We start from the raw sequence: 24841 nt of genomic DNA, 5'->3' as shown, positions 1-24841 counted from the left end.
CAAGACGTTGGCGCGGCGCCTGCGGTAGACTCATCGACGCGGGGCGACCGCGCTCGCGACGGACTAATCCCGCCGCTGCAGATGGGACTGAGCCGCATAGAGCGTGATCGCCGCGGCATTCGACACGTTGAGCGAGGCGAGCGCGCCCGGCACCTCGATCGCCGCCGTCACACCACACGTTTCGCGCACGCCGGCGCGAACGCCCTTGCCCTCGGCGCCCAGCACGAAGGCCCAGCGGTCCGCCGCAGGCAGCGCGGAGAGCGTGGTGTCCGCCTCGCTGTCCAGCGCCACGGTCTGATAGCCGTAGCCCTTCAGCGCCTCCACGGCGCGCGACATGTTCACCTCCACCGCGATCGGCACCATGTCGAGCGCGCCGGACGCCGACTTCGCAAGCACCCCCGTCTCGGACGCGCTGTGGCGCTTGGTGACGACGATGCCGTCCGCCTTGAAGGCCGCGGCGGAGCGGAGGATGGCTCCCACATTGTGGGGATCAGTTATCTGATCGAGGCATAGCACCAGCCGCCCGCGCCCGAGCTCCTTGATGTCCACACCGTCGAGCGGCGACACGCGGATGGCCACGCCCTGATGCACCGCATCGCCGAGCATCTTGTTGAGGCGCCGAACGTCCACGGTTTCGGCCTCGATTCGCCGCGGCAACGGGTCGAGCCGCCGAATCGCGTTGGTCGTCGCCACCATTTCGTGGACCCGTCGACGCGGGTTGGCGAGCGCCGCGCGCACGGCGTGAAGCCCGTAAAGCCAGTAGGGCTCTGAGTCATCCATAGTTTCGTTCAACACTCATCGTTGACAAGCCGGTCTGAACAGCCTACCACGCCGCCTCAACGGCCCGGAGGGGTGCCCGAGTGGCTAAAGGGGGCGGACTGTAAATCCGCTGGCTATGCCTACGTTGGTTCGAATCCAACCCCCTCCACCAACCTGTCCCCACACCATCCATCGCTGACCTGCCCCGCGCATCATGATGCAGCGCCTCGCCATGCGTACGCGTGCGGCATCGCGATCGGCACGGGTGAGCTTCTACGATGTCCGCGGTGGGTCTGACGGTCCGGCCTCGTCGGTACCGCACCGTCCACCCTCACTGGCGGGCATGGCCTGGACGGGGCGTCCATTCACATTCGTCAGATGATTCGGCTGGTGCGTTCGCTGCGGGGCTGAGCCGGACGGGCGGCGTATCGTCCCCACGCGCACGCGCTGCGGCGACCGCGGCTGCGAAAGGGTCCATGGCGACGCTGGCATGAGACGTCGGTGGGGCACGTGCCACGTCGAGCGCGCTACGAGGCCGCACAGGGCGCACAACGGCGGTCCGTCGAGGTGCGGGGAGGCTCAAGCAGCCGCCTGCACTGAAACGTGCGCTGCGGCCTTCCTGGCGCGCTGAGGCCGCGCTGAGGCGCCCGTGGTACCCGAGAGGTCTACCAAGCCGGGCGCGGCGGCAGTCTACCGCACAGCGGCCTCTGCGGCCGCCTACCGCGTAGCGGCCTCCGCGGCGGCTTTGGCGCGCACCCGCTCCCGCCAGAAGGCGAACAGACCCGCACTGATGACGATGGCGCCGCCGAGAACCGTCCACCGGCTCATCACCTCGCCGAAGACGACCACGCCGATCGTCGACGCCGCAACCGTCTGCAGATAGCTGAACGGCTGTATCGCCGACGCCTCCGCCGCCTCGAAGGCCTTGATGAGCATCAGGTGACCGGTCATCCCGCTGATGCACAAAATCACCAGAAGCAGCACCTCGAACGGGGTGAAGGACGACCAGAACCACGGGCCGATGAAGGTCATCGCCGCCGCGCCGGCGAGGCCGGTATAATAAAAGCTCGTCATCGCCGCGTCCGTTCGCGCGACGCGCCGCGTCATCAGCTGGTAGGCGGCGAACATGCAGGCGGCCAGCATCGTCAGAAGAATGCCGGGCGTCAGCGGCTGGGAGCCGGGGCGGATGATGAGGAGCATGCCGATCATCCCGACGCCGACCGCCGACCAGCGCCGCCAGCCGACCTTCTCTCCCAGCACCGGGCCGGACAGGCCGACGACCAGCAGCGGCACGAAGGCGAAGACCGCGTGCGACGGGGCGAGCCCGTTGATCGCGAAGGCGGTGATGGCGACGCAGATCTGCAGCGCCAACAGCACGCCGCGGGCGATCTGCAGCCGCGGCTGTCCGGAGGCGAGGCCCTTCTTGAACCCCGTGCGCCACAGGAGCAGCAGACACACCGCGCCGAACGCCCAATAGCGCCACAAGGTGACGAAAATCGCAGGATGATCCTCGGCCAGGGCCTTCGACAGACCGTCCTGTGCCGAAAATATGAGCGTTGCAGCGATCATGAATGCCACCCCGCGCAACGTATCCGTCTTGCCGGTGGACGCCTGGGCGGCGGTGATATTGGCCATATGGCCCTCTTGCGCCTGCCCGCGTCCCTGCGCAAGCCGCGATCTGCACACAGAACAGCAAGACTGTGATCTCAGTCGGCCGTGCGGCGTCTGCGTCACGCGCCGAACGTCTGCCCGGCGACCGCGCCGCCCGAGGACCGCGCCCGCGGCCGAGGTGCGGCGGAGGCGCGGCGGCGGCTCAGCGCTCCGCCTAGCGCCGCCGCCTTACGGGATCCAGGACCAGACTTCGACCATGAAGAAGCGCATGAGGAAGCGCAGATAGGCTTCCCACACCGGCATTTCGGCGCCCTGCACCTTGGCGTAGCCGGTCATCGCCGGACGCAGGTGCCCCTCCTCGTTGGGGATCGTCGCGCGCACGCGCACCACCGTCCCGTAGTCGCGCGACTCCGCCGCCGGAGCCACTTCGGTCACCTCGCCGTCGACCTCGCGGTCCATGTCGCTCCACGCCTTCAGCCGCACCTTGTCGCCCGGCGCGATCAGGGTGATGTCGGTTTCCGGCATGTCGATCTGCGCTTCCACGACGCGGGTATCCTCCAGCGTCAGGAATTCCTGGCCCATCTCCATCCAGTCGCCGATGAGAAGGTGGACGTTGGGGGTGATGACCCGCCCGTCGATCGGCGCGGTGATGCGCGTGCGCTCCAACTGGTCGCGCGCATATTGGTTCTGGTGGGTATAGCGCTCCACGTCGGCCCGCGCGGCGTCGAGCTCGGCCTGGGTGGCGGGGCTCTTGACCAGCTTCAGGTTCGCCTCGGCCACGGCGAGCTGGGCGATGTCGCTGTCGTGGGCGGTCGATTTGCGCTCCCACTCGCTCTTCGACACCACGCCGCGGTCGACCAGCTCCTTGGCGCGGTCCGCCTCGGACTTGCTGAAGATCGTGCGCGAACGGGCGCTTCTGACCTGGCTTTCGGCGAGCTCGATCTGCTCCTGCTTGGCGCCTTCCTCCAGCCGCTGCAGCCGCGCCTTCGCCTCGGCGAGCTGGGCGGCCGTCACCTGCACGTCGCGCGTCTGGTCCCAATCGGACAGGCGCGCGAGCACGGTCGACTTTTCCACCCACTCGCCCTCGCGGACATAGACCTCCAGCACTTCGCCCTCGGTGCGGGCGGTGGCGTTGCTGCGGCCGGTGGGCAGGATCTCGAAGGAGCCGGACGCCTCGTACTGGTATGGCAGGAAGGCGACGATCAGCAGCGCCGCCGCCACCACCACCCACAGCACCCGCCCGCGCGAGGCGAGGCTCGCCGGCTTCTCGTTCGGCTGGTCGCCGGCGCCGAAACGGCTCTCCAGAAGCTCGCGCATCATCGCCGGGTCGAGCCCGCCGCGGCTGCGGGCGGCGACGGACGCCCTGAGCGCGAAAGCCCACATGACGAAGCAGGCGAAGAGGGTGAGGAAGATGACCGCCCCCGGCCCGTCGAGCGAGCCGATGAGCGCCACCGCCGCCACGCTCCATGCGGCGACGGCGATGGTGATGGTGGAGAGGAGCACCGCCACGCCGTAGAGGATGAGGCCCGGCACCTCGGTCCGGTCGATCATCGGCGGAAGGGGCTTGCTGGCGAGCCAGGCCCGCGTCGCCACGTAGGACTTCTGCAGGAGCTTGGGCTGGCGGAAGAAGGTGGCGAGGAAGCGGTAGCCATCCCCCGGAACCAGCGGATAGGCCGAGACCACGAAGGCGGCGAGGCCGATCTGTCCGACAAGGAGCATCAGGTCGGGAAAGAACGAGCCGCTGGCCCGGTAGATGGCCCAGAAGATCGTCCCCAGCGCGAAGAGATAGAGCCGCGCCAGTGAGGGTGCGGCGTGCGACCAGAGCTGGCCGCGCCGGCTCAGCCGGGCAATCGCGCTCTGGTCGACGTAGAAGCGGGGGATGAAGCCGAACAGCAGCGTGAGGCCGAACTGGCGCACGTCTCCCCCGAAGGCGCGCACGACGCTCGCCTGGGCGAGGCGCGAGGCGAGGTTGACGATGAGGAGCGCGGCAATGCCCCGGCTGACGAGGGAGAGGGAGAAGTTGAGGCCGAGGAGGTCGCGCCAGAGCACATGCCAGCGCTCGAAGCCGACCATGAGGGCGAGCGGCACCGCAAGGAGCAGCGGCAGCCACAGGAACTTCATGGGCCAGAACAGGATGCACAGGAGGCTGAGGAAGCGATTGGGGTCGAACAGCGACACCTGCGCCGGGCCGCTGGGGCCGGGAGGCTCGTTGCCGCCGCCGCCGCCTTCGGCCTGGCGCTGACGGGCCGCGGCGAGCTGGGCAATCAGCGCCTGTGCGCCTCCGCCCATTCCGGCGCCCATTCCCCCGCCCAATCCGGCGCCCATGCCTGCGCCACCCATGGCGCCGGCGAGGCCGCCTGCCATCCCTGCGCCGAGGCCGCCGCCGAACCCTCCGCCCATCCCGCCGCCGAAGGCACCGCCGCCCATTCCACCGCCGAAGCCGCCCATTCCTCCGCCGAAGCCGCCCATTCCTCCGCCGAAGCCGCCCATTCCGCCGCCGAAACCGCCGCCCATCGCTCCGCCGCCCATACCGGCGGCAGCGAGGTCGTCGTCGGCATAGGCGTAGGCCGCGTCGGCCTCTGCGGGGCGGCGCATACGCTGGCCCGCATTCGCGCTGGCGCGCCGCCGCACGCGCGCAACGGCGCTGTTGTCGTCGGGCCATGCCCCGCCAGCGCCCGCGCCTGAGCGCCCCGTGCCGGGAGCGCCGGGGCGCACCATCCCGGAAAGATCGTCGTCGATATCGTCCACGAAACCGTGTGGGGGTGCTGTCTCGGCTTTGGGGTTCGCGGTGGTGCTCGCCGCGGGTTCGGCGGCCGGGCGCGCGGCACGCTCGCGGACGCGCGAGAGTGCGCGCGCTGCGATCTCCTCGCGTGTGGGTGCGGGCGCTGCGGGCGCCGCCGGATCCGTGGGCGCGTCCGCCGCCGCCGAGGCGGATCGGTCGGGAGGGGGCGCCGCGGCCGGCGCTGCGGTGCGCACCGGAGCGGGGTCCGCCGGTCCCGCGGTGTGGGCTCCCGCCGATCGGCGCGGTCGCAGCGCATTGAACAGCCGTCCGGCAAGGCTCTCGCTGAATGCGGCCACCTCGGACGGGCCGGCTTGCGGTCCGGTCACGACCCGCGCGTCACCGGGCCGCGTCACGGTTTCTCGCATGCCGTCCGCGGAGAACGGGGGCTCTTGCGCCGAGACGTCGGCCACACCGGTCGCGCGGGGTGCCGCAGCGGCGGCATGTGCAGCCGAGGCCGGCGCCGGCTCGTGCGGCGCGACCCCGGACGACGCCGCACCGGACGCCGCAGAATCGGACGCCGTGACCATGGACGCCGCAGCCCCGGACGGTTTGGCCGCTGAGGGTGCAACCCCGGACGGCGTGGCCCCGGACGGCGCGCCCACGGACGGTGCAACCCCGAGCGGTGCAACCCCGGACGGCGCGGCTTCGGACGGCGCGGCCCCAGACGGAGCAGCCTCGAACGCCGCGACCCCGGACGCAGCAGCCCCGGACGGTTTGGCCGCAGATCGCGCGACCTCTGACAGTGCGCCCCCTGACGGCTCAGCCGCGGACGGCGCGGCCCCGAGCGACGCGGCGTCGGACGCCGCGACCTCGGACGGCGTGGCCGCGGATGGCGCGGCCCCGGACGGCTCAGCCTCGGACGGGGCGGCGCCGGACGGCGCTACCCCAGACGGCGCGGCGTCGGACGGAGCGAGATGGGGGGGCGCTGCGGGGGATGCCGCTCCGGGCGCCGACGTGACGTCGGGCGGCGCGGAGGGGGCGGAGGAGGGCGGATCGGACGGTGTGTCGGCCGCCGTCCACTCCGCGTCGATGGGATCGCGGTCCGAGCGGGCGTGCGGAAGATCAGTGCGTTCGGGCCACCCGCCGGCCTCCTCGTATGGGACCGTTTCGCCGTCCTCGTCGCGGTCGTCGTCGACTCGGTCGCCGCCCTCGTCTTGGTCGTGGCCTCGGTTGTCGTCTGCGTCCAGCGGCGGCGCGGCGTCGGCGGGCGGATCGCCCGCTCGCAAGGGCGCGTCGTCGGTGCCGGTCTCATGCGCTTCGGCGGGCGTATCATCGGCGGGCGAGGTCGGCCCGTAGCCGGCGGCGCCCGGCTCGTCGGCCGGTGAGGCATCGTCGAGAAGAAGGGGCGACGTGATCAGGTCGTCGTCCGGGTCCGAAAGCTCGGACCCGTGGCCGAACACCGGATCGTCGCCCCACATCAGGCCGTAGGCGGTGTCGTCGTCGGCGTCGGTAGTGTCATCGTCGTCGGAGCCGGTATCGTCGTCCGCATCCTCGATGTCGAGCAGCGCTTCAAGATCGCGCGTATCGTCCTCGGGCTCGTCTTCGGCGGCGGGCGCGGCCGCGGTGGCCGCCAAGCCTCCGGTCGCCGCATCAACCCCGGCGCGGCGCGGCGTGGCGGGCGGCACCCCGTCGTTCGCGGCCATGATGCCGTTGTCCTGAAGGCCCTGGAACAGGATGCGAAGCTCGCTGAACGGGACCTGTTCGCCGGTCTCGGCGCGGTAGGCGCTTCCGATCGCCGCCAGCGACCGGGACCCGTCCGCCAACCGGCACAGCGCATAGGCGGCCTCGGGCAGTTCGCCGACGATCGCGCCGGTCTGGTCGGTTAGCACAACGACGCCGTCCGGCCGCGGCTCCGCCGTGAGATCGTCGCGCAGGCGGTAGCGACCCGTGGACGCGGTGCGTCGCGGCGCGGCGCTCGCCCCGCCTCTGCGCCCGCCGAACCGGCCTCGGCCCAGACGCTCGCGCGGGGTGTCGTCGGCGACCTGCGACGGTGCGGGTGGGCCCTCTGCCGCCTCGGCCGGGACGGGCGCTGCAGCCGCGACCGGGAGATCGGCCTCCGCCGGTTCACGGATCGGAGCGTCAGCGCCGGACGAGCCATGTTCGGGTGGGGCGGTAGGTTCGGACGGTTCCGGTTCTTCGATCGCGGCAGTCTCTGCCGGGTCCGGTCCTGAGATACCCGACGCCTCGGTCCGGCCCGGTTCCCCCTGCGAGCCGGCCTCGCGAGGCTCCTCCGCTTCAGGCTCGCGCGGTGAGGCGTCGCCCTCTTCGGCCATCAGCCCGCGCGCCTTCAGGTCGCGGAACGTCGCCAGCACCTCGCCGAAGGACGCGCTTTCGCCCGTCGCCTCACGGTAGGCCTTGCCGATCGCCGCCAGCGTCGCCGTGCCGTCCGCCAGCCGCGCCAGCCCCGCTTCACGCGCCGAGAGGGTAAGGCGCACCTCGCCGGCCGCATCCGTGACGTCGACCGATCCGTCCGCCCGCGGCTCACCCCACTGGAGACCGCCGCGCAGCCTATAGCGTCCGCTCCCGCCCTGGCCGGCCGGGGGCGGCGTGCGGCGCGCACCGGGCAGAGGACGGCGCGGCCGCCTCATCGCCCCGCCCCCACGCGCGGAGAGGCGGCGGACACGTGGCGCGATGGCGGCAATTCAGCGATCATCCGGCTCCGGGCAAAGTGTCGAGTGGCACCATGAAGTATAGGTCGAGCTACAGGGTAAAGCGCGGGGACCGGAAAGCGTTCGGCCTTGCACGATCCGCCTCGCGCGGCTCCACCTGACACGCGGCTCGCACACGCGCCCTTTGCGCCCGCGCGCAACGGACGCGGGCCGGTCATGCCGGAGGAGGCCAGGATGCGGCGGGGCAACCGGAAAGTCCTGCGATCCATCACGATCTGGCCGTCACCTTATCGACTCACACACTGGCACCGCGCTTCGATCTCGCGGCACGATCCACAGACGGCCGACGCCACCACCCGGCTGACCCGGAGGCGCCGCGCGTCCGCAGCCGACCCGCGACGCCGCATGCCTATGCTAGCGGACTCTCACGGAGCAGCACTTTAATTTTTCGGCATCGAAGCGTGTGCTCAAACGGTTATTCCCTGCCGCCGTGCCACGCAAGCCGCACCGCTGCCGCACCCGGCCAGCCGGTTCAGCCGGTGGCCTCCTCCTCGTGCCGCCCGAACCACACCTCCAACCCGCCCCGCGGATTGTCCTCGTAGGTCCACGCGCCGTCCTCGTCCCGCACCGCGACGCGCGGCCCGAACACGTTCGCCGTCCCCACGAAGAGGCCGTGCGGCGTCGACACGATGTTGCGAATCCCGAAATTGTAGGCGTTGCCGAAGCCCTGGCGCGTCACCGGAAGCCAGTTGTCGCCGTCGCGGCTGCGCCACAGGTCGGCGCCGCCCTCCTGGGCGATCACCGTCTCCGTGCCCAGCTCCTCAAACAGATGGCGCGCCCGCGGCGGGCTCTCGTCCAGCCGCGCCCAGCGCATCGTCACGCTCCAGTCGTAGGTGCCGGCATAGATCCACCCGTCGTGGACCCCCATGTTCCAGACATAGCCGTTGAAGAAGTTGCCGAACCCGGCGCGCATGCCGGACACAGGCTCCATGCGGTGACCGTCCATCACCCGCACGTCGCCGGTGACGATGTCCCAACTGTCGTCGGGGTTGATGCGGATCACCTCGGCCGCGGCGGGGCCGACATTGTTCACCCTGTCCGTTCCGCCGCCCTGGATGCCGGTGCCGACATAAACGCAGCCGTTGAACGCCACCATGGACGCCACCGCCTGGTTCAGCGGTCCGCGCCTGGCGCCCTTGTCGAAGATCTTGCGCCAGCGATAAGGCGGCGTCCCCATCACCTCGGCCGCCCACACCTGCGCACCCTCCAGGTTGAAAGTGCCGGCATAAAGCTGGTTGCCCTCCGCCACGAGGGTGAAGATGCCCATGTTGCCGAGGTCGCCGAAGCCGGGCTCGCTGACCTCGGTCCACACGTCGGTGGACGGGTCCGTCGTCTCGAACACGATCGGAAGGCCGGCGGTGTTCTGCTGGCCGCCGTCCGACCCGCGTCGCGCCGTGGGGGCGAAGAAGAGCTTGTCGCCGATCACGGTCAGGCAGCGGGTGACGGAGGTCGGCGTGTCGAGGATGCCGTACTTGGTCACGCGGTCGAAAGTGACGCCGTCATAGGTGCGCAAGAGGTGGGCGCCCGGCGCACGCCCCGGTGCCCAGGCGGCGATATAGAGCGCAGGCTCCGGGTCTGTGGCGGACTGGTAGATCGCCATCGAGCGGTAGCCGATCTCGCGCGGGACCATCTGCCCCTCGGCGCCTTCCACCAGAGGTGCGCGGTAGGCCATGTCCCAGGTGCCGGACGCGACGTCGTAGGCCCAGATCTGGGCGCGCCGGTCGAGCTTGTAGAGCTCGTCCATGTTCTGCGGGCAGTCGACGGGCCAGACCTCCAGCGGCAGATCCGCATAGGACGACTGGAGCTTCAGCATGCACAGGTTGGACCGGGTGGTGCCGAGGAAGAGCTTGCCTTTGAAGTAGGCCATGGAGTGGGCATAGTTGTTGTGCCCGTCACCCAGCCCGCCGACGCCGACGCTGGTGAAGTCCCCACCCGCGAGGCCCCGCTGCGGCACCGGCCAGGGGAGATCTTGCGGCAGACCGCCGGGGGCGGCCGCGCCGCCCATCTCTGCGGGGGCGAAAACGGGGCTTCGCTTGTCGTCCTCGTGTGCAGTCATCGTCTCGCTCTTCGCGCGCGTGGCGTTGCGGGGCGGCGGCCCCGTCCGGTCCTAACCCGGCGCCGGGCGCGATTGAAGGCGCTCTGCCGTCAATCCGCCGCGACCCTTTTGTCATACGCCGTTGCGCCCGCTGTGCAACGCGGGCCGGGCACGCCCGTTGAACAGTGGCGGGGGGCGCCACCGCGCGGGGGCTGGCTGATCGACGCCCGCGGTCATATGTGCTTGGTCAGAGCCGAGCCATGATTCACCGCAAGGATAGGATCGTCGGGGCGTTGATGGGACATGACGGCGAGGATGCGCAGATGACGAGTGACGAGACCCCGCACGCAGATGCGCCGCTCCCGCGATCGCCGCGCGGCGCCTCCTCGCGGCTGCGCGCCAGCCGCACGGCGCGCACCGCCCGCCCTGTCGACCCGCTGCCGAGCGAAGAAGAGCCGTCCGCCCTGAAGGAGGCGATGAATGGTAAGCTGGAGCAATTCCAGCTCATCCAGGACTTCTTGCACAACCCGATCCCCTTCGACCTGAAGGAGCTGCCGCTGGAGAGCGGCAGCACCGCCGAGGAGATCGCCGCGCGCCGGACCGAACTCGAGTATCAGCGCAAGGTGCTGCAATCCATTCTGAAGGTGCTGGACGACGAACTCGAACAGCTCGCCGCGTACGCGCCCGCCGCGCCGCGGTGAGGCCCGCTGCCCCGGCTGCCTGCGCTGGGCGGCAGTTCAAAGCAGCGTCGCTTCGGCCTCACCCTCGCGCTGTGGCAACAGGCGTCGCAGCGCGTCGATGCGGTCTGCTTCGGCCGGGGGCTTGTCCCATCTGAGGCGGGACACCCTCGGAAAGCGCATGGCGACGCCGGACTTGTGGCGGGCCGAGGCATTCAGCCCCTCGAACGCGACTTCCAGGACGAGACCCTTGTTGGCCTCGTGCACGACCTCGCGCACCGGGCCGAAGCGGTTCACGGTGTTGTTGCGCACGAACTTGTCGATTTCCTTCAGCTCTTCGTCGGTGAAGCCGAAATAGGCCTTGCCCACAGGAACCAGAGTGTCGCCTTCCGGTCCCTCCATCCAGACGCCGAAGGTGTAGTCCGAATAGAAGGACGAGCGTTTGCCCGAGCCGCGCTGGGCATACATCAGCACCGCGTCCACCACGTGCGGGTCGCGCTTCCACTTGAACCACGGCCCTTTCGGCCTGCCGGGGACGTAGGCGCTGTCATTGCGTTTCAGCATGATCCCCTCGACGGCCGCGGCCGCCTCACCGGCACCCGCCGCGGCCGGGTCCTCGCGCGCATCCGCCACGTCCTGCCACGTGGTGAAGGGCACCTGGGGTGAAAGGTCGAACATCGGGCCGAGCCGCCCGATGAACGCTTCCAATCGGGCGCGGCGCTCGGCGAAGGGGAGAGGGCGCAGGTCCTCGCCGGCTTCGGCGAGAAGGTCGTAGCACCGCACCAGGGGCGGAAACTCGCGCAGCATCTTCGCGCTGACGGTCTTGCGATTCAGCCGCTGCTGCAAAACGTTGAAGGACTGGATGGCGCCGTCGCGGGCGATGAGGAGTTCGCCGTCGAGCGCTCCGTCGAAATCCACCGCGTTCAACACCTCCGGGAAGGCGGCCGAGATGTCCTCGCCCGAACGCGAATAAAGACGTGCGACGTGCCGCCCCGAGCGATCGTGCCCGGCCGCGACCTGGATGCGGATCCCGTCCCACTTCCACTCGGCGGCGAAGGCGGCGGGGTCCTGCGTGCGGATCAGCTCGTCGAGGTCGGTCGGGTTGGCCAGCATCGGCGGGCGGAACGGGGCGGGGTCGACGTTGGAGGGGGCCTCCGCGCGGCCTTCCAGCCAGTCGAACAGCGGCCGGTAGGGGAGTGAGAGGCCATGCCACACCTCTTCGACCGCGTTCACCTCCACACCGCCGAGCCGCGCCACCGCCGTCTTGGCCAAGCGCGCGCTGACGCCGACCCTGAGCGAGCCGGTGATGAGCTTGAGCAGCGCCCATCGCCCCGTTTCGTCCAAGTGGTCGAGCCATCCAGCGATCTGCCCCGGCAGTCCCGCCTTGCCGCCGGTCTGCAGCGTGTTCACGACCTCGGACAAGAGGGGACTGCCGGGAGGGTTGTTGTGGCCGATCGTCGGAGTCGCCGCGGGTGGGCGCCGCGGCCACATCAGCGCGACCGTCTCGGACAGGTCGCCCACATAATCGCGCGACAGGGCGAAGAGGACGGGGTCGGTCCGCTCGGCGATCAGCGTGCGGATGAGGCCCGGCTTCGCGTGGGAGAAGGACAGACTGTCGGTGAGCGCGGCGAGGGCATAGCCGCGCTCGGGGTCGGGTGTCGCGCGGAAATAGGCCTCCATGAGGGCGAGTTTGGCGTTGCGGCGCGGCTCGTATCCGAGGCGGTCGAGGAGGTGGGCGAAGGCCTGCATGGGCAGGATTTAGGGAGGCCGATGCCGTTCGCATAGCATCGCTCCCCATCTTTGCATGCGGCCGGCGGCCTTCACGCACCATTTCAAGGGGGCGGAGACCGCCGCCACCGCGCAGAGGGACCCGGGTGCGCGGCGTCAATGAAGCTGCGTCAGTGGCGGCCAGCAGATTTCGACGAGGCGATGATCGTAGGCGTTCGGGTAGTCGCTCCAGATGCGGATCAACTCGTTGGAGCACTGCGCCTCTGTCGGCCCGGCACTCTCCGCCACGGGCGGCACCGTCTCGGTGGCGGCGGCGATCGTGGGAGGGTCGAGGTTGGGTGCGGCTCCGGGTGGAGTCGCCGCGTCGGCACGGGCCGGTGTGGCGGCGGCCGCGGCGAACAGCAGGATGCATGCGGTGAAGCGGTGGGCGGTCATGTCTCTCTCGCAGCGAACATTGCGGGCTGGGAGAGATCTGGACCCTTCGCGCGCGGCGTGCCGTGCCGCACATCACACTTTTGTGGGTGGCCGTGAGGCGGGCGGCGCGACGGCCGCCCGCCTGGGCATTTATCGCGGGGTTACTGGTAGTATTCGCTGTAGCGGGCGCGGTAGTGGCCGTAGCCCTCGTAGGCGTAGGTGGCCACGCGATCGTTGTCGACCATCGTGAGGGCGAGCCCTGCGATCGGCGCGTCGACGCCGCGCAATTCTCTGAGGCCTTCGACCACCGCGCCGCGGGGAGTGTCGTCCCAGCGCACGGCATAGACGATCGCGTCGGCGAGGCTGGCGGCGATGCGCGCGTCCGCCACCGCCAGCACCGGCGGCGTGTCGAGGACGACGAGGTCGAACACCTTGCTGAGGTGCGTGACGAGGTCCGAGAAGTAGCGCGAGGCGACGATGTCGGCAGCGCTCAGCGTGCGGTCGGTCTCGCCTGGGCGGCAGGCGAGGATCATGAGGCCGGTGTTCGGGTCGACGTCGACCGCCTCGTCCACCGTTGCCGTTCCCTTCAGCACCGAGAGGAGGCCCGGGCGGTCATCCTCGTGCTGCACCAGCGAGGAGATGCCGCGCAGGCGCATGTCGCAGTCGACGATGATGGCCGAGCGGCCCATCTGCTGACTGGTGAGGGCGAGGAGGAGGGAGCTTGTCGACTTGCCTTCGCCGGGCACGGACGAGGTAAACACCACCACCTTGGGCGCCGTCTTCGCAGACCCAAAGAGGAGAGAGGTTCGCAGGTTGCGCACCGCCTCCGCGAGGTGCCCATTGGGCTTCTCGTAAAGTTGCTCGATGACTTCCGAGCGGTCCATTTCCGCCCCGACCGTCGGCAAGACGGCGAGCACCGGAAGGCCCGTATAATCCTCCAACTGCTTCACGCCGCGGAAGGTGTTGTTCAACTTGTCGAGCAGGAAGATGATGCCGATACCCGCGCCGACGCCGAGGACGATGAACATCAGGAGCACACGTTTCTTACCTGCGCCGACAGGCGTGGTCGGGACTTCGGCGCGTGTGAGTAGGCGCGCATCGGCGGCGACGAGCGTTTCTTGCTGCTGTGTTTCCTCAAGCCGGCCCAGGAAGTTTTCGTAGAGGACGCGGCTCGCTTCGGCCTCACGCTCGAGCTGACGGAGCTGCACCTCTCCGCGGCGCTGCTCCTGGTTCAGCTCTTCGATCGCGGAGACCTGATCTTGGAGCACATTTTCACGTGCCCTTGCGACCTCCAAGTCATTTTCCAGGGTCCGGACAATGCTTGCGGCCTCGTTGCGAATGCTTTGTTGAATACGGTCGATCTCCGCGCGGATGAAGACACGGTTTGGGCTGCTGCTGGCGAAAGTGGCCAAGTTCGCGTCTTGGTCCAATAACTCATCCTCGCGAGACCGGAGTCTTTGGATCACGGGCGCGTCGCGGAACAGACTGATGGTGCTGATCTCGCTCGGCCCCGCGGCGAGAGCGGCTTCGGCGGCGCGATAACTCACCTCCGCCGATGCACGTTCGGCCCGTGCCGCCGCCAGCTGGCCGCTGATGGCCTGAAGTTGCTGTTGTGTCACCTGCGACGACTGGCCGGCAGCCGCGTTCTGCCGCGACCGCGCAGCCTCAACCGCGAGTTCGGCGTTCTCGACGCGGACACGCAGAGAATTGATGCGGTCGCCCAGCCATTCGGAGGCCGCACGTGTCGCATCCACTTTCGCCTGGAGTTGGTTACGGATGAATTCGTCTGCAACGGCATTTACGATACGTGCAGCCTCCGCAGGATTCCCGCTGCGGTAGGAAATCGTGATAACGCGCGAGTTTGGGATCGGATTGAGGCTCAGAGACCCCCTGATGCGATAGATCGCACCGAGGCGCCGGCGATCTTGCAGGGTCGACGCATCGGGTGGTGCTTGAGGGGCCGGAGGATCCACGATGCCGATGCTTGCCAGAAATTCCGGAGATACATATGTGCGCCAGTTGATGAGGTCGCGGATTTGGAAAGAAGGGGGGGGGCTGGGAACTTCGGGTGCGCTGGAAACCATCCCCAGCCGGTCGACGACAGCACCGAGCAGGCTTGTCGAAAGAAGGATCTGTATCTCGTTTGAGAGATTTTCCTCGGCGAGCACGACCGTGCGTATGTCGGTGACGTTGGTCTCACCCGACCGGAAGAGCATCGTTCCGGAGGCCACATAGACCGGCCTCATCTGCGAGATGATCAGATACGCCATGACCAGCCCAACCGCGACGCACAGCATGATGATCCACCGGCCACGCCAGACGGTCGCCAGGAGGATCCGAAGGTTTATTCCACCTTCCTGCTCTTCCGTGGGAGCGGTCGTGTAGCCGTAGGTGTCACCGCTCTCGTAGGGTGTCGACTGTCGCTGTAAATTCATGAGGCGTGTAAGTCCACAAATCGGGTTTGGCCGTTACCGAAGGACGGTCTGGGCCATCACACGATACCCCATATTCGACTGACGCGCCGCATCAACTGTGGCTCGCCAACGCTGATGATTGCATTGGCGCGCGGACGAGAGGAGCGGCGCGGCGCTCAGCGCGCCCCGTGACCGGAGATCACCACCCACGCAGTACCGGCGACGATGCGCAGCTCGGACAAGGCAGACATGGAGCGTATGTAGCTGAGGTCTGCGGCGACCTTCTGGGTTGTCGCGTCGATGCCTTCGGCGTACCCGACCTTGATTTGGGCGAGGCCGGTGATGCCGGGGCGAACCGTGTGACGCTCCCGGTAGCCCGGAACAAGCTCAGCAAACTTTACTGCATGAGCGTAGGTGTCAGGGCGGGGGCCGACGAAGCTCATGTCACCGAGCAGGATGTTGAGAATCTGCGGCAGCTCGTCAATGCGTGTACGCCGCATGACCGCCCCAAATGGTGTGATCCGGTGGGTTTCGAGCGGGTCCGCGTAGCTGCGCTTGTCGGAAGCGGTCTGCTCGGGAAGCATCGAGCGAAATTTGTAGATCGTGAATGGGCGGCAGTCACGCCCCATCCGTTGCTGCGTGTAGAAAAGCGGGCCCGGATTGAAGCGCCTATTAATCAGCCAGACGAGGCTACCGGCGGCAATTAGAACAGGAAGCGCGATCAGCGCTCCCAAAACGTCGACGCCGCGTTTCAGTCGCATAAAAATCTTAGTGCTGGGCTCGGCATCAATTTGCCGGGTCGCGGTCAGGCTGAATGTATTGTCCACTGTCTGTACCACGCTCTAGACAATATTTGAGACCTAGCGCGGTTTAGTCGCGCCAAAGCACCGTGTTATGATTTCAAGAAGGACAGAGGAGGCGGCGCAATGCGCCGCCTGAGCGCTCGGAAAACTTAGCTCGGGCTAGGCGTAATGCCAGGATTGCGCTGGTTCCGAATGCGGGTCAGGACGAGGTTGATCCGGTACCGGTTGGCGCCGAGTTCGACGAGGCGCCGGTAAGCCATCCGCTCTCCGCGGCTCTGAAGCCGCCCACGGATATCTTCCTTATAAAAGTCAGGGCGGTACAGCGCTGCGAGAAGCGCGTTACCACGAGGCGTGTACCCGAGCGTGACCCGGGCGAAATCAAAAATATTCGTCGTCCCCTCGAACACGTTGCGGGTGGGATTGAACGAACGGCGCAGGAACGTCTCGTAGCTCTCCATCGACCGGTTAACGATCGAAGCGACTTGGCCACGAATGTTGTTGAGGATGGTGCGCGGGGTGTTGGAATCGGGGAGATTCTGCAGGCTGCGCTTCAGGGCAGCAACCTCTTGCCGCAGCTCTTCACCCGTCAGCTCCTGCGCGGAGGCCGTGGTCATCTGCACGGTGCACGCGAGCAATATCGCGCTGAGAAGGAGAGATATTCTACGCATTGCCACCTCTGGTGTCAGGGTACGCCCAGCCGCCCATTGGAAGGCGTGTGTGCGTCGGTCAAAAGTCAGCGGCGCACCGCTTTCGGAACGCCATCACCTTATAAAGTATAGGATACATGATCAAGTGACCCAGAGGCCATCCGCCCGATATGTGTGGTCGGGCGTCTCTGCCCATGAATAATGGCTTAGGGCTTTGATTCTACGAGCGATTGGGTGCGCCGCTCGTCCGGAACGCAAACGGCTTGAGTGCTTCGCGTGCCTAAGGTGCAGGTAATTTTGCAATCCAGAGATGTGTTTATCCGCGTCGGAGGGAGCGGCTTCCGCGTCGCAGTTCCACAGCCATCTTACTGGAAGTTATGATCGTATTCGGTTGGCGCTGGCGAGTGCCATGACGGAGTTGCGCAACAAAACAATAGCCACAATGGGTGGATTCAAAAATCATCGCGCATCCAGGGGTTGAATTGATTTGAGTGCTTGTCGAGTAGTTATGCGATTACGTATTTCAGCTATGCGCGTAATTTCGCGAGTGTAAACAGGATGTGATCAGACGAGAATGTCGTTTGTAGCAGGTTTCATATGATGTGACAAACAAACGAAGTTGTCGAAAATACGCCGAAGCGTCGGCGCGAAATTGTCCGCAGCCAAGGCCGCGATGTGCGGTGTCGTCACGACGCCCGGCAGGCCGATCAGCCCGTGCCCTGCGGGAAGCGGCTCCGTTTCGTAGACATCGACGCCGACGCCGCGCAAGTGACCCGACGCCACAGCATCGATCAGGGCGCCCTCATCGACGACACCGCCGCGGGCGACGTTGATCAAGACGGAGCTGGGCTTCATCCGCTGCAGGGCCGCAGCGTCGATGAGGCCGCGCGTGGCCTCGCTCAGCGGGCAGTGCAACGACACGATGTCGCTGCGTCCGAGGAGCTCATCCAGCGGCGCATAGGTGACGCCGAGTGCATCTTCCTCCTCCGGCGCCAGGCGCGTGGGCTTCGTGTAAAGCGCCGCGCAACGGAAGCCGCTCAGGAGGCGGGCAAGTGCCTTGCCGATATAGCCGAGGCCCACGAGGCCTACCGTCTGGCCCGAGAGACGGAACATCTTTGATCCGAGGTCGCCCTTGGACCAGGAGCCGCTCTGAAGCGCCACGTGACCCGTCACGGTCTGGCGGTTGACCGCGAGCATCAGGGCGAGCGCACTCTCCGCAACGGCGACGGCATTGCTGCCCGTGGTGCGCAACACGCGGACCCCCGCCGCACGCGCGGCCTCAAGGTCGAGGTTGTCGTAGCCGACGCCCCATTTGTGCACCGCCTCCAAACCGTGTGCGGCACCCTCGGCCATCATCTGCGCCGTCACGGGAACGTCGCCCGCGACGGCGAAGCGGGCACCGCGGATGGCGCCGAGTTGGTCGTCCGGCGCACGGCTCGCCGCGTTTCTCAAGACAAATCCTTCCGGCACCAGGGCGGCGATGCGCTCCAGCCGGGCCGGCACCATCGGGTCGAGGAAGACGATCGTTCCGGTCAAGATGCGCTGTCCTCGTCGCCATGGGTGTCAGGGGCAGCGCCGGTATAAAAGCGCACGCCGGGCTTGGCGAGGCCCCCGCCCATCGCGATCGCGGTCCCGTCCGCGCGCCAGCAGGCGGCCCCCGTCATCCCACCGTCCGGCGCGAAAGCGATCGCGTTCATCCCTCCGGCGACCTGCGGGACGATCGCCACATCATGCCCCATGCCCTCCAAGGCACCCTGCTGGCTCCCGTAGCCCCGTTCGAGTTCCAGGACATGCCCCTCTGTGAAAAGGCGTGGCGCCTCGACCGCCTCCTGCAGCGTCATCTGGTGGTCGATCAGGTTGACGATCGCCTGCAAGGCCGAGGGGAAGATGCGCAGCGCCCCCGGCAGGCCGAGCGCGAACGCGGGGCGCCCGTCCCGTGTGACGATCATCGGCGCCATCGACGTCGGCACCCGCTTTCCGGGGGCGACAGAGAGGGCGCGGCCCGGGTGTGGGTCGAAATTCATCATGTAGTTGTTCGGGATGAAACCCGCGTCCGGCACCACGAACTTGGCTCCGAACAGGCCGTTGATGGTGTGAGTGGCGGAAACGATGGTGCCGTCCTTGTCGGCCACCGTCACATGGGTGGTGTCCGCCGATCCCATCGCGGCGGGCGCTGCAGGCGTCACGCGGCCGATGTCGGCGCGGCGTGCGTCGGCATAGGCTTTGGACGTCAGCCGCTCGACGGGCACGTCGACGAAGTCGGGATCGCCGCTCGTCAGATTACGGTCGGCGAACGCGATGGTGAGTACCCCGGCCAGGAGGTGCAGCGCCTCCGGCGTGCCGTAACCGAGGCCGGCGACGTCGAACCCCTCGAGAAGGTTCAGCATCTGCGTGATGTGGACGCCCGAAGAGGCGGGCGGCGGCGGTCCGTGGATCTCGAAGCCGCGATAGGTTCCGGTGATGGGGCGGCGGACCACGGCGCGGGCGGCTTGGAGGTCGGCCAGGGTGAGGTCGCCGTCGTCGGCGGTGCCGCGCCGGATGCGCGCCGCCAGCGCAGCGCCCAGCGCACCGCCGTGGAGCGCCGCCGCGCCCTCCTGGGCGATCAGGCGCAGGCTGTGGGCATAGGCGCCGTTGACGAGGCGATCCCCCGCCGCCAACGGCCGGCCGCCGGGCACGAAGAGCCGTGCCATCTCGGCATCGTCCGAAAGTTCGCGCGCATGCTCGGCAATCGCACCGGCGAGGTAGTGCGTGAGGCGGAAGCCGCCGGCCGCCAAACGGATCGCCGGTTCGACCACATCCGCGAAGGCGAGCTTGCCGTACCGCGTCTGCATCATATGCCAGCCGATGAGGTTGGCGGGCACGGCGACCGCCCCCGGACCGCGCGCGCTGCGGTCGCCGACGGTCTCCATGCGCCGGGCCGGCTCGTCGGACACCGGCGTGTAGCTCTCGGCATGGGAGGCGGCGGGAGCGGCGGCCAGAGCGTCGATGACGACGTGCTCGCCGTCCGGCAGGCGGATGTGGGCGAGGCCGCCGCCCGCGATGCCGACCATCATCGGCTCGACCACGGTGAGGGCGAGGAGCGCGGCGACGGCCGCGTCCACCGCGTTGCCGCCGGCGGCCAGCATCTCCGCCCCGGCCGCCGATCCCAGCGGGTGGTTCGTGACGACCATCCCAGCGCTGCCCGTCGCGGGGCTCTTCTGGCATGCAAAATCGACCGGCGACGTCGCCCGCCAGCCCGTTGGCCCCGTCATCATTCGTCCTCGCCCCGCAAACTGAACCGTCAAGCTAATCGACGCTGTCGCTTGGGGAAACCGGCGATGGCGGAAGTTGTGCGGACGAAAACAGGAAGGAGCCGCCCGCACCGCACCCCGGCGCGGACGCTTCAGGCGGCCGTGTCGCGCGGGCGGATCCAGCTCACCGGGCGGCGCGCGTCACCTGTGACGGCGGACCAGCGGCTTCGCACGCAAAGGCCCGCGAGTTCCTCGAACGAGGCGTCCATCACCCGTTCGGTCCGTTCCGCGAAGTGGCGCATATTGTCGACGCAGGCCTCCCACGTGGAGGCGATGAAGTCGCGCCGCTCGGACGGCGAGAATTTCAGGTAGCGCTCGAACTCGGCGAGCGCTGCGGTCAGGCGGGCGTCCTGGTTCTCGATGCCGTCATAAGCGGTGGAGAAGCCGGGAAGGGTGAAGCCGATGTCCTTCAAAAGCCCGGCGACGCCGCGGTTACCCGCGATCACCGCCCGGTGCCCCGCCATGAAGACCTTGAGTGACTTCTCCGTATAGCGCTCGAAATTCTGCGCCATCTCCGTCTCGACCACCAGCGAGACGGGCGCGTCGTAGGCCGGAACGTTGACGCTGTAGATGAAGCTTTCCTTCTCCACCTCCTGGAAGCTGGCGTGCGGCCAGTCGGCCTTCAGCGCCGCGTTGATCTCGCGCGTGAACGAGGGGAACTGGTGGCGCGTCTTGGCGATCATGGCGTCCATTTCGCCCGAATCGCGCGCCGCGGGATCGCCGCGGAAGCTCACATGGCCGAGGTGAAGATAGCCGTTGGCCTTCAGCCAGCCGAAGACCGCGATCTTCGGTGGGCGCGGCCGGTTGAGTAGGCATGTATAGAGTTTTCCGGGCGGACCATCCGGCTTGCGGCGGGCGATGATCTGCTCGACATCCACCCGCCGGAATGTCCATTGCAGCGTGCGCAGGAAGGCGTGCATGAAGACCGCGCTCAGGCGCTCGTCCCCCAGCGCCCGCACCGCGCGCACATAATCGTGGTTCTGCGCCAGCACGATGACGCGGCAGCCGTCGGGAACCGCGTCGAGCAGCATCGTGGTGGTCTTCGGCGTCACCTCCATCGCCTCGGTGGAACGGTCGAGGATGACGATGGGCGTGCCGCGGTGGGCCTTCACCAAGGCGAGCGTGTCGCTGACCGACGAATAGCCGATGTGGTAGACGCTGACGCGCCCTTCACCGATGACGAATGGGCCGGTCCCGCCGGTTTCCACCATGCGGATGAAGGGCGGCGTGGCCTCTCCTGCCTGTTGGATCGCGATGTGTCCGACCACGCCTTCGCTCCCTGCCGGCCGGCGAGGGCGCCGGCGGTTGCCTCGGCGCCAATCTAAGATGGACCGCCGCCGCAATGAAAGCGCGCCGTCCGGCTGCGGACCGAAGGGCAGCGTTGCAGCGGCGTAATCCAAAAGGGAGGGCGGCAGACACGGTAGCCGGTGTGCCGCCCGGACCCGCCTTATTCCGCGGCGGCGGTGTCGCCCTCGGACTTGGCGCGCTCGATCGCTTCGACGATCAGCGTCTTGGCCTCGTCCACATCGCCCCAGCCGTGGATCTTCACCCACTTGCCAGGTTCGAGGTCCTTGTAGTGCTCGAAGAAATGCTGGATCTGCTCCAGCGAGATCGACGGCAGGTCCGTGTAGGACATCAGCTTTTCGTAGCGGCGGGTCAGCTTGGTGATCGGCACGGCGATGATCTTTTCGTCCATGCCGCCATCGTCTTCCATCTTGAGCACGCCGATCGGACGCACCTTGATGACGGCGCCGGGAACGATCGGGCGGGTGGAGGCCACCATCACGTCGATCGGGTCGCCGTCTTCGGACAGCGTGTGCGGGACGAAGCCGTAGTTCACCGGATAGCGCATCGGCGTATAAAGAAAGCGGTCGACCCACAGCGTGCCGGACGCCTTGTCCAGCTCGTACTTGATCGGCTCGCCGCCCACCGGGACCTCGATGATCACGTTGATCTCTTCAGGCGGGTTCTTTCCGATGGGGATGGCGTCGATACGCATGGGGTCATTCTCCTTGGCGGCAAGCCGTCAGCCGCGCCGCTCGCGGCGTCCTGCCGATAGCACGCGGCTCGTCGTTGGTAAAAGCTTCAGCAGCGTCTAATCTATCCGCACATCGTGGCAATAAAGGCGCGGATGGCGCAGATCCGTCACAAGCGGGCGGCGCATGTCTCCCGGGCGGATGTCCCCCTGCCGGATGCCCCCCGTGCGGCCCCGCCTGAGTCTCACCCGGCGTGAGCAGCCGCCTTGCGGACCATGCGGCGCTTGTCTTCGAGCACCTCGCGCAGCGTCTCGTCGATCGAGCGTTGCGGCGGCCAGGGCATCAGCGCGGCGATGCGGTCGGTGCCGGCGGTCGCCACGGCGATTTCGTTCGGCCGCAGCCGCGTGGGGTCGATCTCGACCTTCACGTCCACCGTGGCCATTGCGCGCAGCTTTTCCAGAAGGCTCTCGATGGTCGTCGCCTCGCCGCGGGCGACGTTGATGATGGAGCGCGCCGGAAGCTGATCGCGGCGCTTCAGAAGCTCCACGTAGGTCGCCGCGACGTCGCGCACGTCCATGATGTCGCGGGCGGCGCTGAGATTGCCGACCTTCAGCACCGGCGGCACGAGGCCGGCCTCCATGCGTGCCAGCTGCGCCGCGAAGGAGGCGATGGCGAAGGTTTCGGTCTGCCCGGCGCCGATGTGGTTGAAGGGGCGGGCGATGACGAGCTTGGCCGTGTCCGGCAGCATCACCTCGAAGGCATGTTCGGCGGCGACCTTGGAGCAGGCATAGGGGCCGGCCGGACGCGGGCGTGTCGCCTCGGTCACGAGACCGTCGTTGAGGGCGCGGCCGTAGACCTCGGCCGAGCTCGCCGCCAGAACGAAGGCGTCGGGCGCGAACGCGTCGATCGCCTGGGCCAGCCAGACGGAGGCGGTGACATTGTCCCGCCACACCGCTTCGGCATTCTGCCGCGACAGGCCGACGGAGGAATAGGCGGCAAGATGAACGACGATGGCGGGGCGTGTCTTCTCGATCAGGTTGAAAATCTGGTCTTTGATGCTGAGGTCGCACGCCACCTTCCCGTCCGGCACCTCGGGGCCGCGCATCACCTCCACCAGCGGCATGTCGGGAAATGCCTCTAAGAGCATCGGAGCGATAATTTTACCGACAAAGCCGGCGCTTCCGGTCAAGACTATCGGGCGATCGTTCATCAACTCGGCTATCCTGAGAGATGCGAATTCAGAAGCATGGGGGCCGTAGAGCTTTCCTCTGCCCGAACTTGCGAATCGATGCCAGCCAGCGGCGTGCGATTACGGCCTAGTGGGGGCGCTGATACACGCAGACGCACCGATTGTGCAACAATCCGCGCGAGCGATCCGCGAAGGCCTGCGCCTTTACGATGCAGTTTGACGTCGTTCTAGGCTGGGTTTAGGTCAATAGCACCCAACTTAAATGGTGCGCCTTATGTTCCAAGAGATTGCCGTCCGTCTCGACGAGTCCGACAACGTCGTGACCGCGACCCGCCCGCTGGAGGTCGGCCAGGCGATCGAGGATACCGTCACTGCGGTGATGATTCCGCGCGGCCATAAGATCGCCACCCGCGCCATCGCCAAGGGCGAGGCCGTGCGCAAATATGCCCAGGTGATCGGCTACGCCAAAGGCGACATCGCCGCCGGCGACCATGTCCACGACCACAACGTCGAGTTCCGGGCCACGGATGTGGATTATCGGTTCGGCACCAATTTGCGCCCGGCGCCTGTGCCGGCCGTGAAGGACACCTTCATGGGGTTCCGCCGTGCCACCGGGCGCGTCGGCACCCGCAATTATATCGGCCTCCTCACCAGCGTGAACTGCTCGGCCACCGCCGCCCATAAGATCGCCGACTATTTCACGCCCGAGAAGCTGGCCGCCTACCCGAACGTCGACGGCGTCGTCGCCTTCGCGCACGGCACCGGCTGCGGCATGGCCGGGTCCGGAGAGGGGTTCGCCGCGCTGCAGCGGGTGATGTGGGGCTATGCGCGCCACCCCAATCTGGGCGGCGTCGTCATGGTCGGCCTCGGCTGCGAGATGAACCAGATCGACTGGCTGCTCGAAGCCTACGGCCTGAAGCAGGGGCCGACCTTCGCCACTATGAACATTCAGGACGTCGCGGGCCTGCGCCGGACGATCGATGCCGGCATCGCCAAGGTCGAGGCGATGCTGCCCATCGTCAACGCGGCGACGCGCGAGCCGTGCCCGGCGTCCGAGCTGATGGTGGCGCTGCAGTGCGGCGGGTCGGACGCCTGGTCCGGCATCACCGCCAACCCGGCGCTCGGCTATGCCTGCGATCTCCTGGTCGGCCAGGGCGGCACCGGCGTGCTGGCCGAAACGCCCGAGATCTACGGTGCCGAGCATCTCCTCGCCGAGCGCGCCGCCACCCAGAAGGTGGGCGATAAACTGATAGAGCGCATTCGTTGGTGGGAAGACTATGTCACCCGCAACAAGGGGTCGATGGACAACAACCCGTCCCCCGGCAACAAGCGCGGCGGGCTGACCACGATCCTGGAAAAGTCGCTCGGCGCGGCGGCGAAAGGCGGCACCACGCCGCTGACGGGTGTCTACGACTATGCCGAGCCGGTCACGGTTCCGGGCTTCGCCTTCATGGATTCGCCGGGCTATGATCCCGCCTCGGTGACCGGGCAGATCGCGTCGGGATGCAATCTCGTGGTCTTCACGACGGGGCGCGGATCGGCCTTCGGGTCCAAGCCGGCCCCCACCATCAAAGTCGCCACGACCTCCGAGCTGGCGAAAAAGATGGATGAAGACATGGATGTAGACGCGGGCGTCGTCTTATCCGGCGAGGCCACTGTTGAAGCGCTCGGCCGACACATATATGAGCGCATCCTGGCAGTCGCGTCCGGAGAAAAGTCGAAGTCGGAGTCCCAGGGCCTGGGTGACTACGAGTTCGTCCCCTGGCAGATCGGCGCCACGATGTAAGCCCGCCCCGCGGGGCACAGAACGGGCGGGGCGCGCCTCCAGGCGGCCCGCCTAGAGATCA

16 protein-coding genes and 1 tRNA gene are annotated in these 24841 nt (G+C 67.8%); 3 read left to right on the top strand and 14 right to left on the bottom strand.

Annotated features, from left to right (window positions below; translation table 11 throughout):
• Positions 1–63 precede the first annotated feature (63 nt).
• A complete protein-coding gene (gene rlmB / locus BIX52_RS18000) occupies positions 64–780 on the bottom strand; it encodes a 23S rRNA (guanosine(2251)-2'-O)-methyltransferase RlmB (RefSeq protein WP_075222485.1) in 717 nt (238 codons plus the stop codon).
• 66 nt (positions 781–846) lie between these two features.
• Between rlmB and BIX52_RS17995 the strand changes: the two genes are divergently transcribed.
• A tRNA-Tyr gene (locus BIX52_RS17995) sits at positions 847–931 on the top strand.
• A gap of 545 nt (positions 932–1476) precedes the next feature.
• Here BIX52_RS17995 and BIX52_RS17990 read toward each other — a convergent pair.
• From BIX52_RS17990 to BIX52_RS17980, 3 genes are all read right to left on the bottom strand, one after another.
• Positions 1477–2394, bottom strand: a complete 918-nt coding sequence (locus BIX52_RS17990) for a DMT family transporter (protein ID WP_075222484.1) — start codon at positions 2392–2394, stop codon at positions 1477–1479.
• Between the two features lie 204 nt (positions 2395–2598).
• Positions 2599–7740 (bottom strand): HlyD family efflux transporter periplasmic adaptor subunit, encoded by a 5142-nt coding sequence (locus tag BIX52_RS17985; protein WP_139312808.1) that lies wholly within the window; start codon positions 7738–7740, stop codon positions 2599–2601.
• A 553-nt stretch (positions 7741–8293) separates the two neighbouring features.
• Positions 8294–9877 (bottom strand): hypothetical protein, encoded by a 1584-nt coding sequence (locus tag BIX52_RS17980; protein ID WP_139312807.1) that lies wholly within the window; start codon positions 9875–9877, stop codon positions 8294–8296.
• A gap of 239 nt (positions 9878–10116) precedes the next feature.
• Between BIX52_RS17980 and BIX52_RS17975 the strand changes: the two genes are divergently transcribed.
• Positions 10117–10557: a hypothetical protein gene (locus BIX52_RS17975; RefSeq protein WP_139312806.1), complete on the top strand. Its 441-nt coding sequence runs from the start codon at positions 10117–10119 to the stop codon at positions 10555–10557.
• A 36-nt stretch (positions 10558–10593) separates the two neighbouring features.
• On the opposite strand, the gene BIX52_RS17970 is transcribed toward BIX52_RS17975, so the two are convergent.
• From BIX52_RS17970 to BIX52_RS17925, 10 genes are all read right to left on the bottom strand, one after another.
• Complete coding sequence (locus BIX52_RS17970) at positions 10594–12282, bottom strand: cisplatin damage response ATP-dependent DNA ligase (RefSeq protein ID WP_075222480.1); 1689 nt, start codon at positions 12280–12282, stop codon at positions 10594–10596.
• Between the two features lie 135 nt (positions 12283–12417).
• A complete protein-coding gene (locus BIX52_RS17965) occupies positions 12418–12696 on the bottom strand; it encodes a hypothetical protein (RefSeq protein WP_075222479.1) in 279 nt (92 codons plus the stop codon).
• Positions 12697–12836: 140 nt separating this feature from the next.
• Entirely contained in the window at positions 12837–15110 is a 2274-nt protein-coding gene (locus BIX52_RS17960) for a GumC family protein (protein WP_075222478.1), read from the bottom strand.
• Between the two features lie 155 nt (positions 15111–15265).
• Positions 15266–15916, bottom strand: coding sequence for a sugar transferase (locus BIX52_RS17955; RefSeq protein WP_211098195.1), 651 nt, complete (start codon positions 15914–15916; stop codon positions 15266–15268).
• 125 nt (positions 15917–16041) lie between these two features.
• Positions 16042–16512 (bottom strand): hypothetical protein, encoded by a 471-nt coding sequence (locus BIX52_RS17950; RefSeq protein WP_139312805.1) that lies wholly within the window; start codon positions 16510–16512, stop codon positions 16042–16044.
• Positions 16513–17103: 591 nt separating this feature from the next.
• A complete protein-coding gene (locus BIX52_RS17945; protein ID WP_108676618.1) occupies positions 17104–18075 on the bottom strand; it encodes a 2-hydroxyacid dehydrogenase in 972 nt (323 codons plus the stop codon).
• Positions 18072–19790, bottom strand: a complete 1719-nt coding sequence (gene ggt / locus BIX52_RS17940; protein ID WP_075222590.1) for a gamma-glutamyltransferase — start codon at positions 19788–19790, stop codon at positions 18072–18074. Before ggt ends, BIX52_RS17945 begins: the two co-directional genes overlap by 4 nt.
• A gap of 131 nt (positions 19791–19921) precedes the next feature.
• Complete coding sequence (locus BIX52_RS17935; RefSeq protein ID WP_075222475.1) at positions 19922–21097, bottom strand: hypothetical protein; 1176 nt, start codon at positions 21095–21097, stop codon at positions 19922–19924.
• Positions 21098–21276: 179 nt separating this feature from the next.
• The gene (gene ppa, locus BIX52_RS17930; RefSeq protein WP_075222474.1) at positions 21277–21828 is read right to left on the bottom strand and encodes an inorganic diphosphatase; all 552 of its coding nucleotides are present in this window, start codon (positions 21826–21828) and stop codon (positions 21277–21279) included.
• A gap of 221 nt (positions 21829–22049) precedes the next feature.
• Positions 22050–23015, bottom strand: a complete 966-nt coding sequence (locus tag BIX52_RS17925) for an NAD-dependent epimerase/dehydratase family protein (protein WP_075222589.1) — start codon at positions 23013–23015, stop codon at positions 22050–22052.
• Between the two features lie 253 nt (positions 23016–23268).
• Here BIX52_RS17925 and BIX52_RS17920 point away from each other — a divergent pair, with 253 nt between their 5' ends.
• Entirely contained in the window at positions 23269–24780 is a 1512-nt protein-coding gene (locus BIX52_RS17920) for a UxaA family hydrolase (protein WP_075222473.1), read from the top strand.
• The last annotated feature ends 61 nt before the right edge of the window (positions 24781–24841 follow it).

It is taken from the genome of Acuticoccus yangtzensis (genome assembly GCF_001927245.1).
Taxonomy (GTDB): Bacteria; Pseudomonadota; Alphaproteobacteria; order Rhizobiales; family Amorphaceae; genus Acuticoccus; species Acuticoccus yangtzensis.
This window is presented reverse-complemented; position numbering and strand designations above follow the sequence as displayed.

What these genes read in the sequence shown, in the direction of transcription:
- rlmB (WP_075222485.1), bottom strand. Translation starts at nt 780, where the DNA reads ATGGATGACTCAGAGCCCTACTGGCTTTACGGGCTTCACGCCGTGCGC.
- BIX52_RS17990 (WP_075222484.1), bottom strand. Translation starts at nt 2,394, where the DNA reads ATGGCCAATATCACCGCCGCCCAGGCGTCCACCGGCAAGACGGATACG.
- BIX52_RS17985 (WP_139312808.1), bottom strand. Translation starts at nt 7,740, where the DNA reads ATGAGGCGGCCGCGCCGTCCTCTGCCCGGTGCGCGCCGCACGCCGCCC.
- BIX52_RS17980 (WP_139312807.1), bottom strand. Translation starts at nt 9,877, where the DNA reads ATGACTGCACACGAGGACGACAAGCGAAGCCCCGTTTTCGCCCCCGCA.
- BIX52_RS17975 (WP_139312806.1), top strand. Translation starts at nt 10,117, where the DNA reads ATGATTCACCGCAAGGATAGGATCGTCGGGGCGTTGATGGGACATGAC.
- BIX52_RS17970 (WP_075222480.1), bottom strand. Translation starts at nt 12,282, where the DNA reads ATGCAGGCCTTCGCCCACCTCCTCGACCGCCTCGGATACGAGCCGCGC.
- BIX52_RS17965 (WP_075222479.1), bottom strand. Translation starts at nt 12,696, where the DNA reads ATGACCGCCCACCGCTTCACCGCATGCATCCTGCTGTTCGCCGCGGCC.
- BIX52_RS17960 (WP_075222478.1), bottom strand. Translation starts at nt 15,110, where the DNA reads ATGAATTTACAGCGACAGTCGACACCCTACGAGAGCGGTGACACCTAC.
- ggt (WP_075222590.1), bottom strand. Translation starts at nt 19,790, where the DNA reads ATGACGGGGCCAACGGGCTGGCGGGCGACGTCGCCGGTCGATTTTGCA.
- ppa (WP_075222474.1), bottom strand. Translation starts at nt 21,828, where the DNA reads ATGCGTATCGACGCCATCCCCATCGGAAAGAACCCGCCTGAAGAGATC.
- BIX52_RS17925 (WP_075222589.1), bottom strand. Translation starts at nt 23,015, where the DNA reads ATGAACGATCGCCCGATAGTCTTGACCGGAAGCGCCGGCTTTGTCGGT.
- BIX52_RS17920 (WP_075222473.1), top strand. Translation starts at nt 23,269, where the DNA reads ATGTTCCAAGAGATTGCCGTCCGTCTCGACGAGTCCGACAACGTCGTG.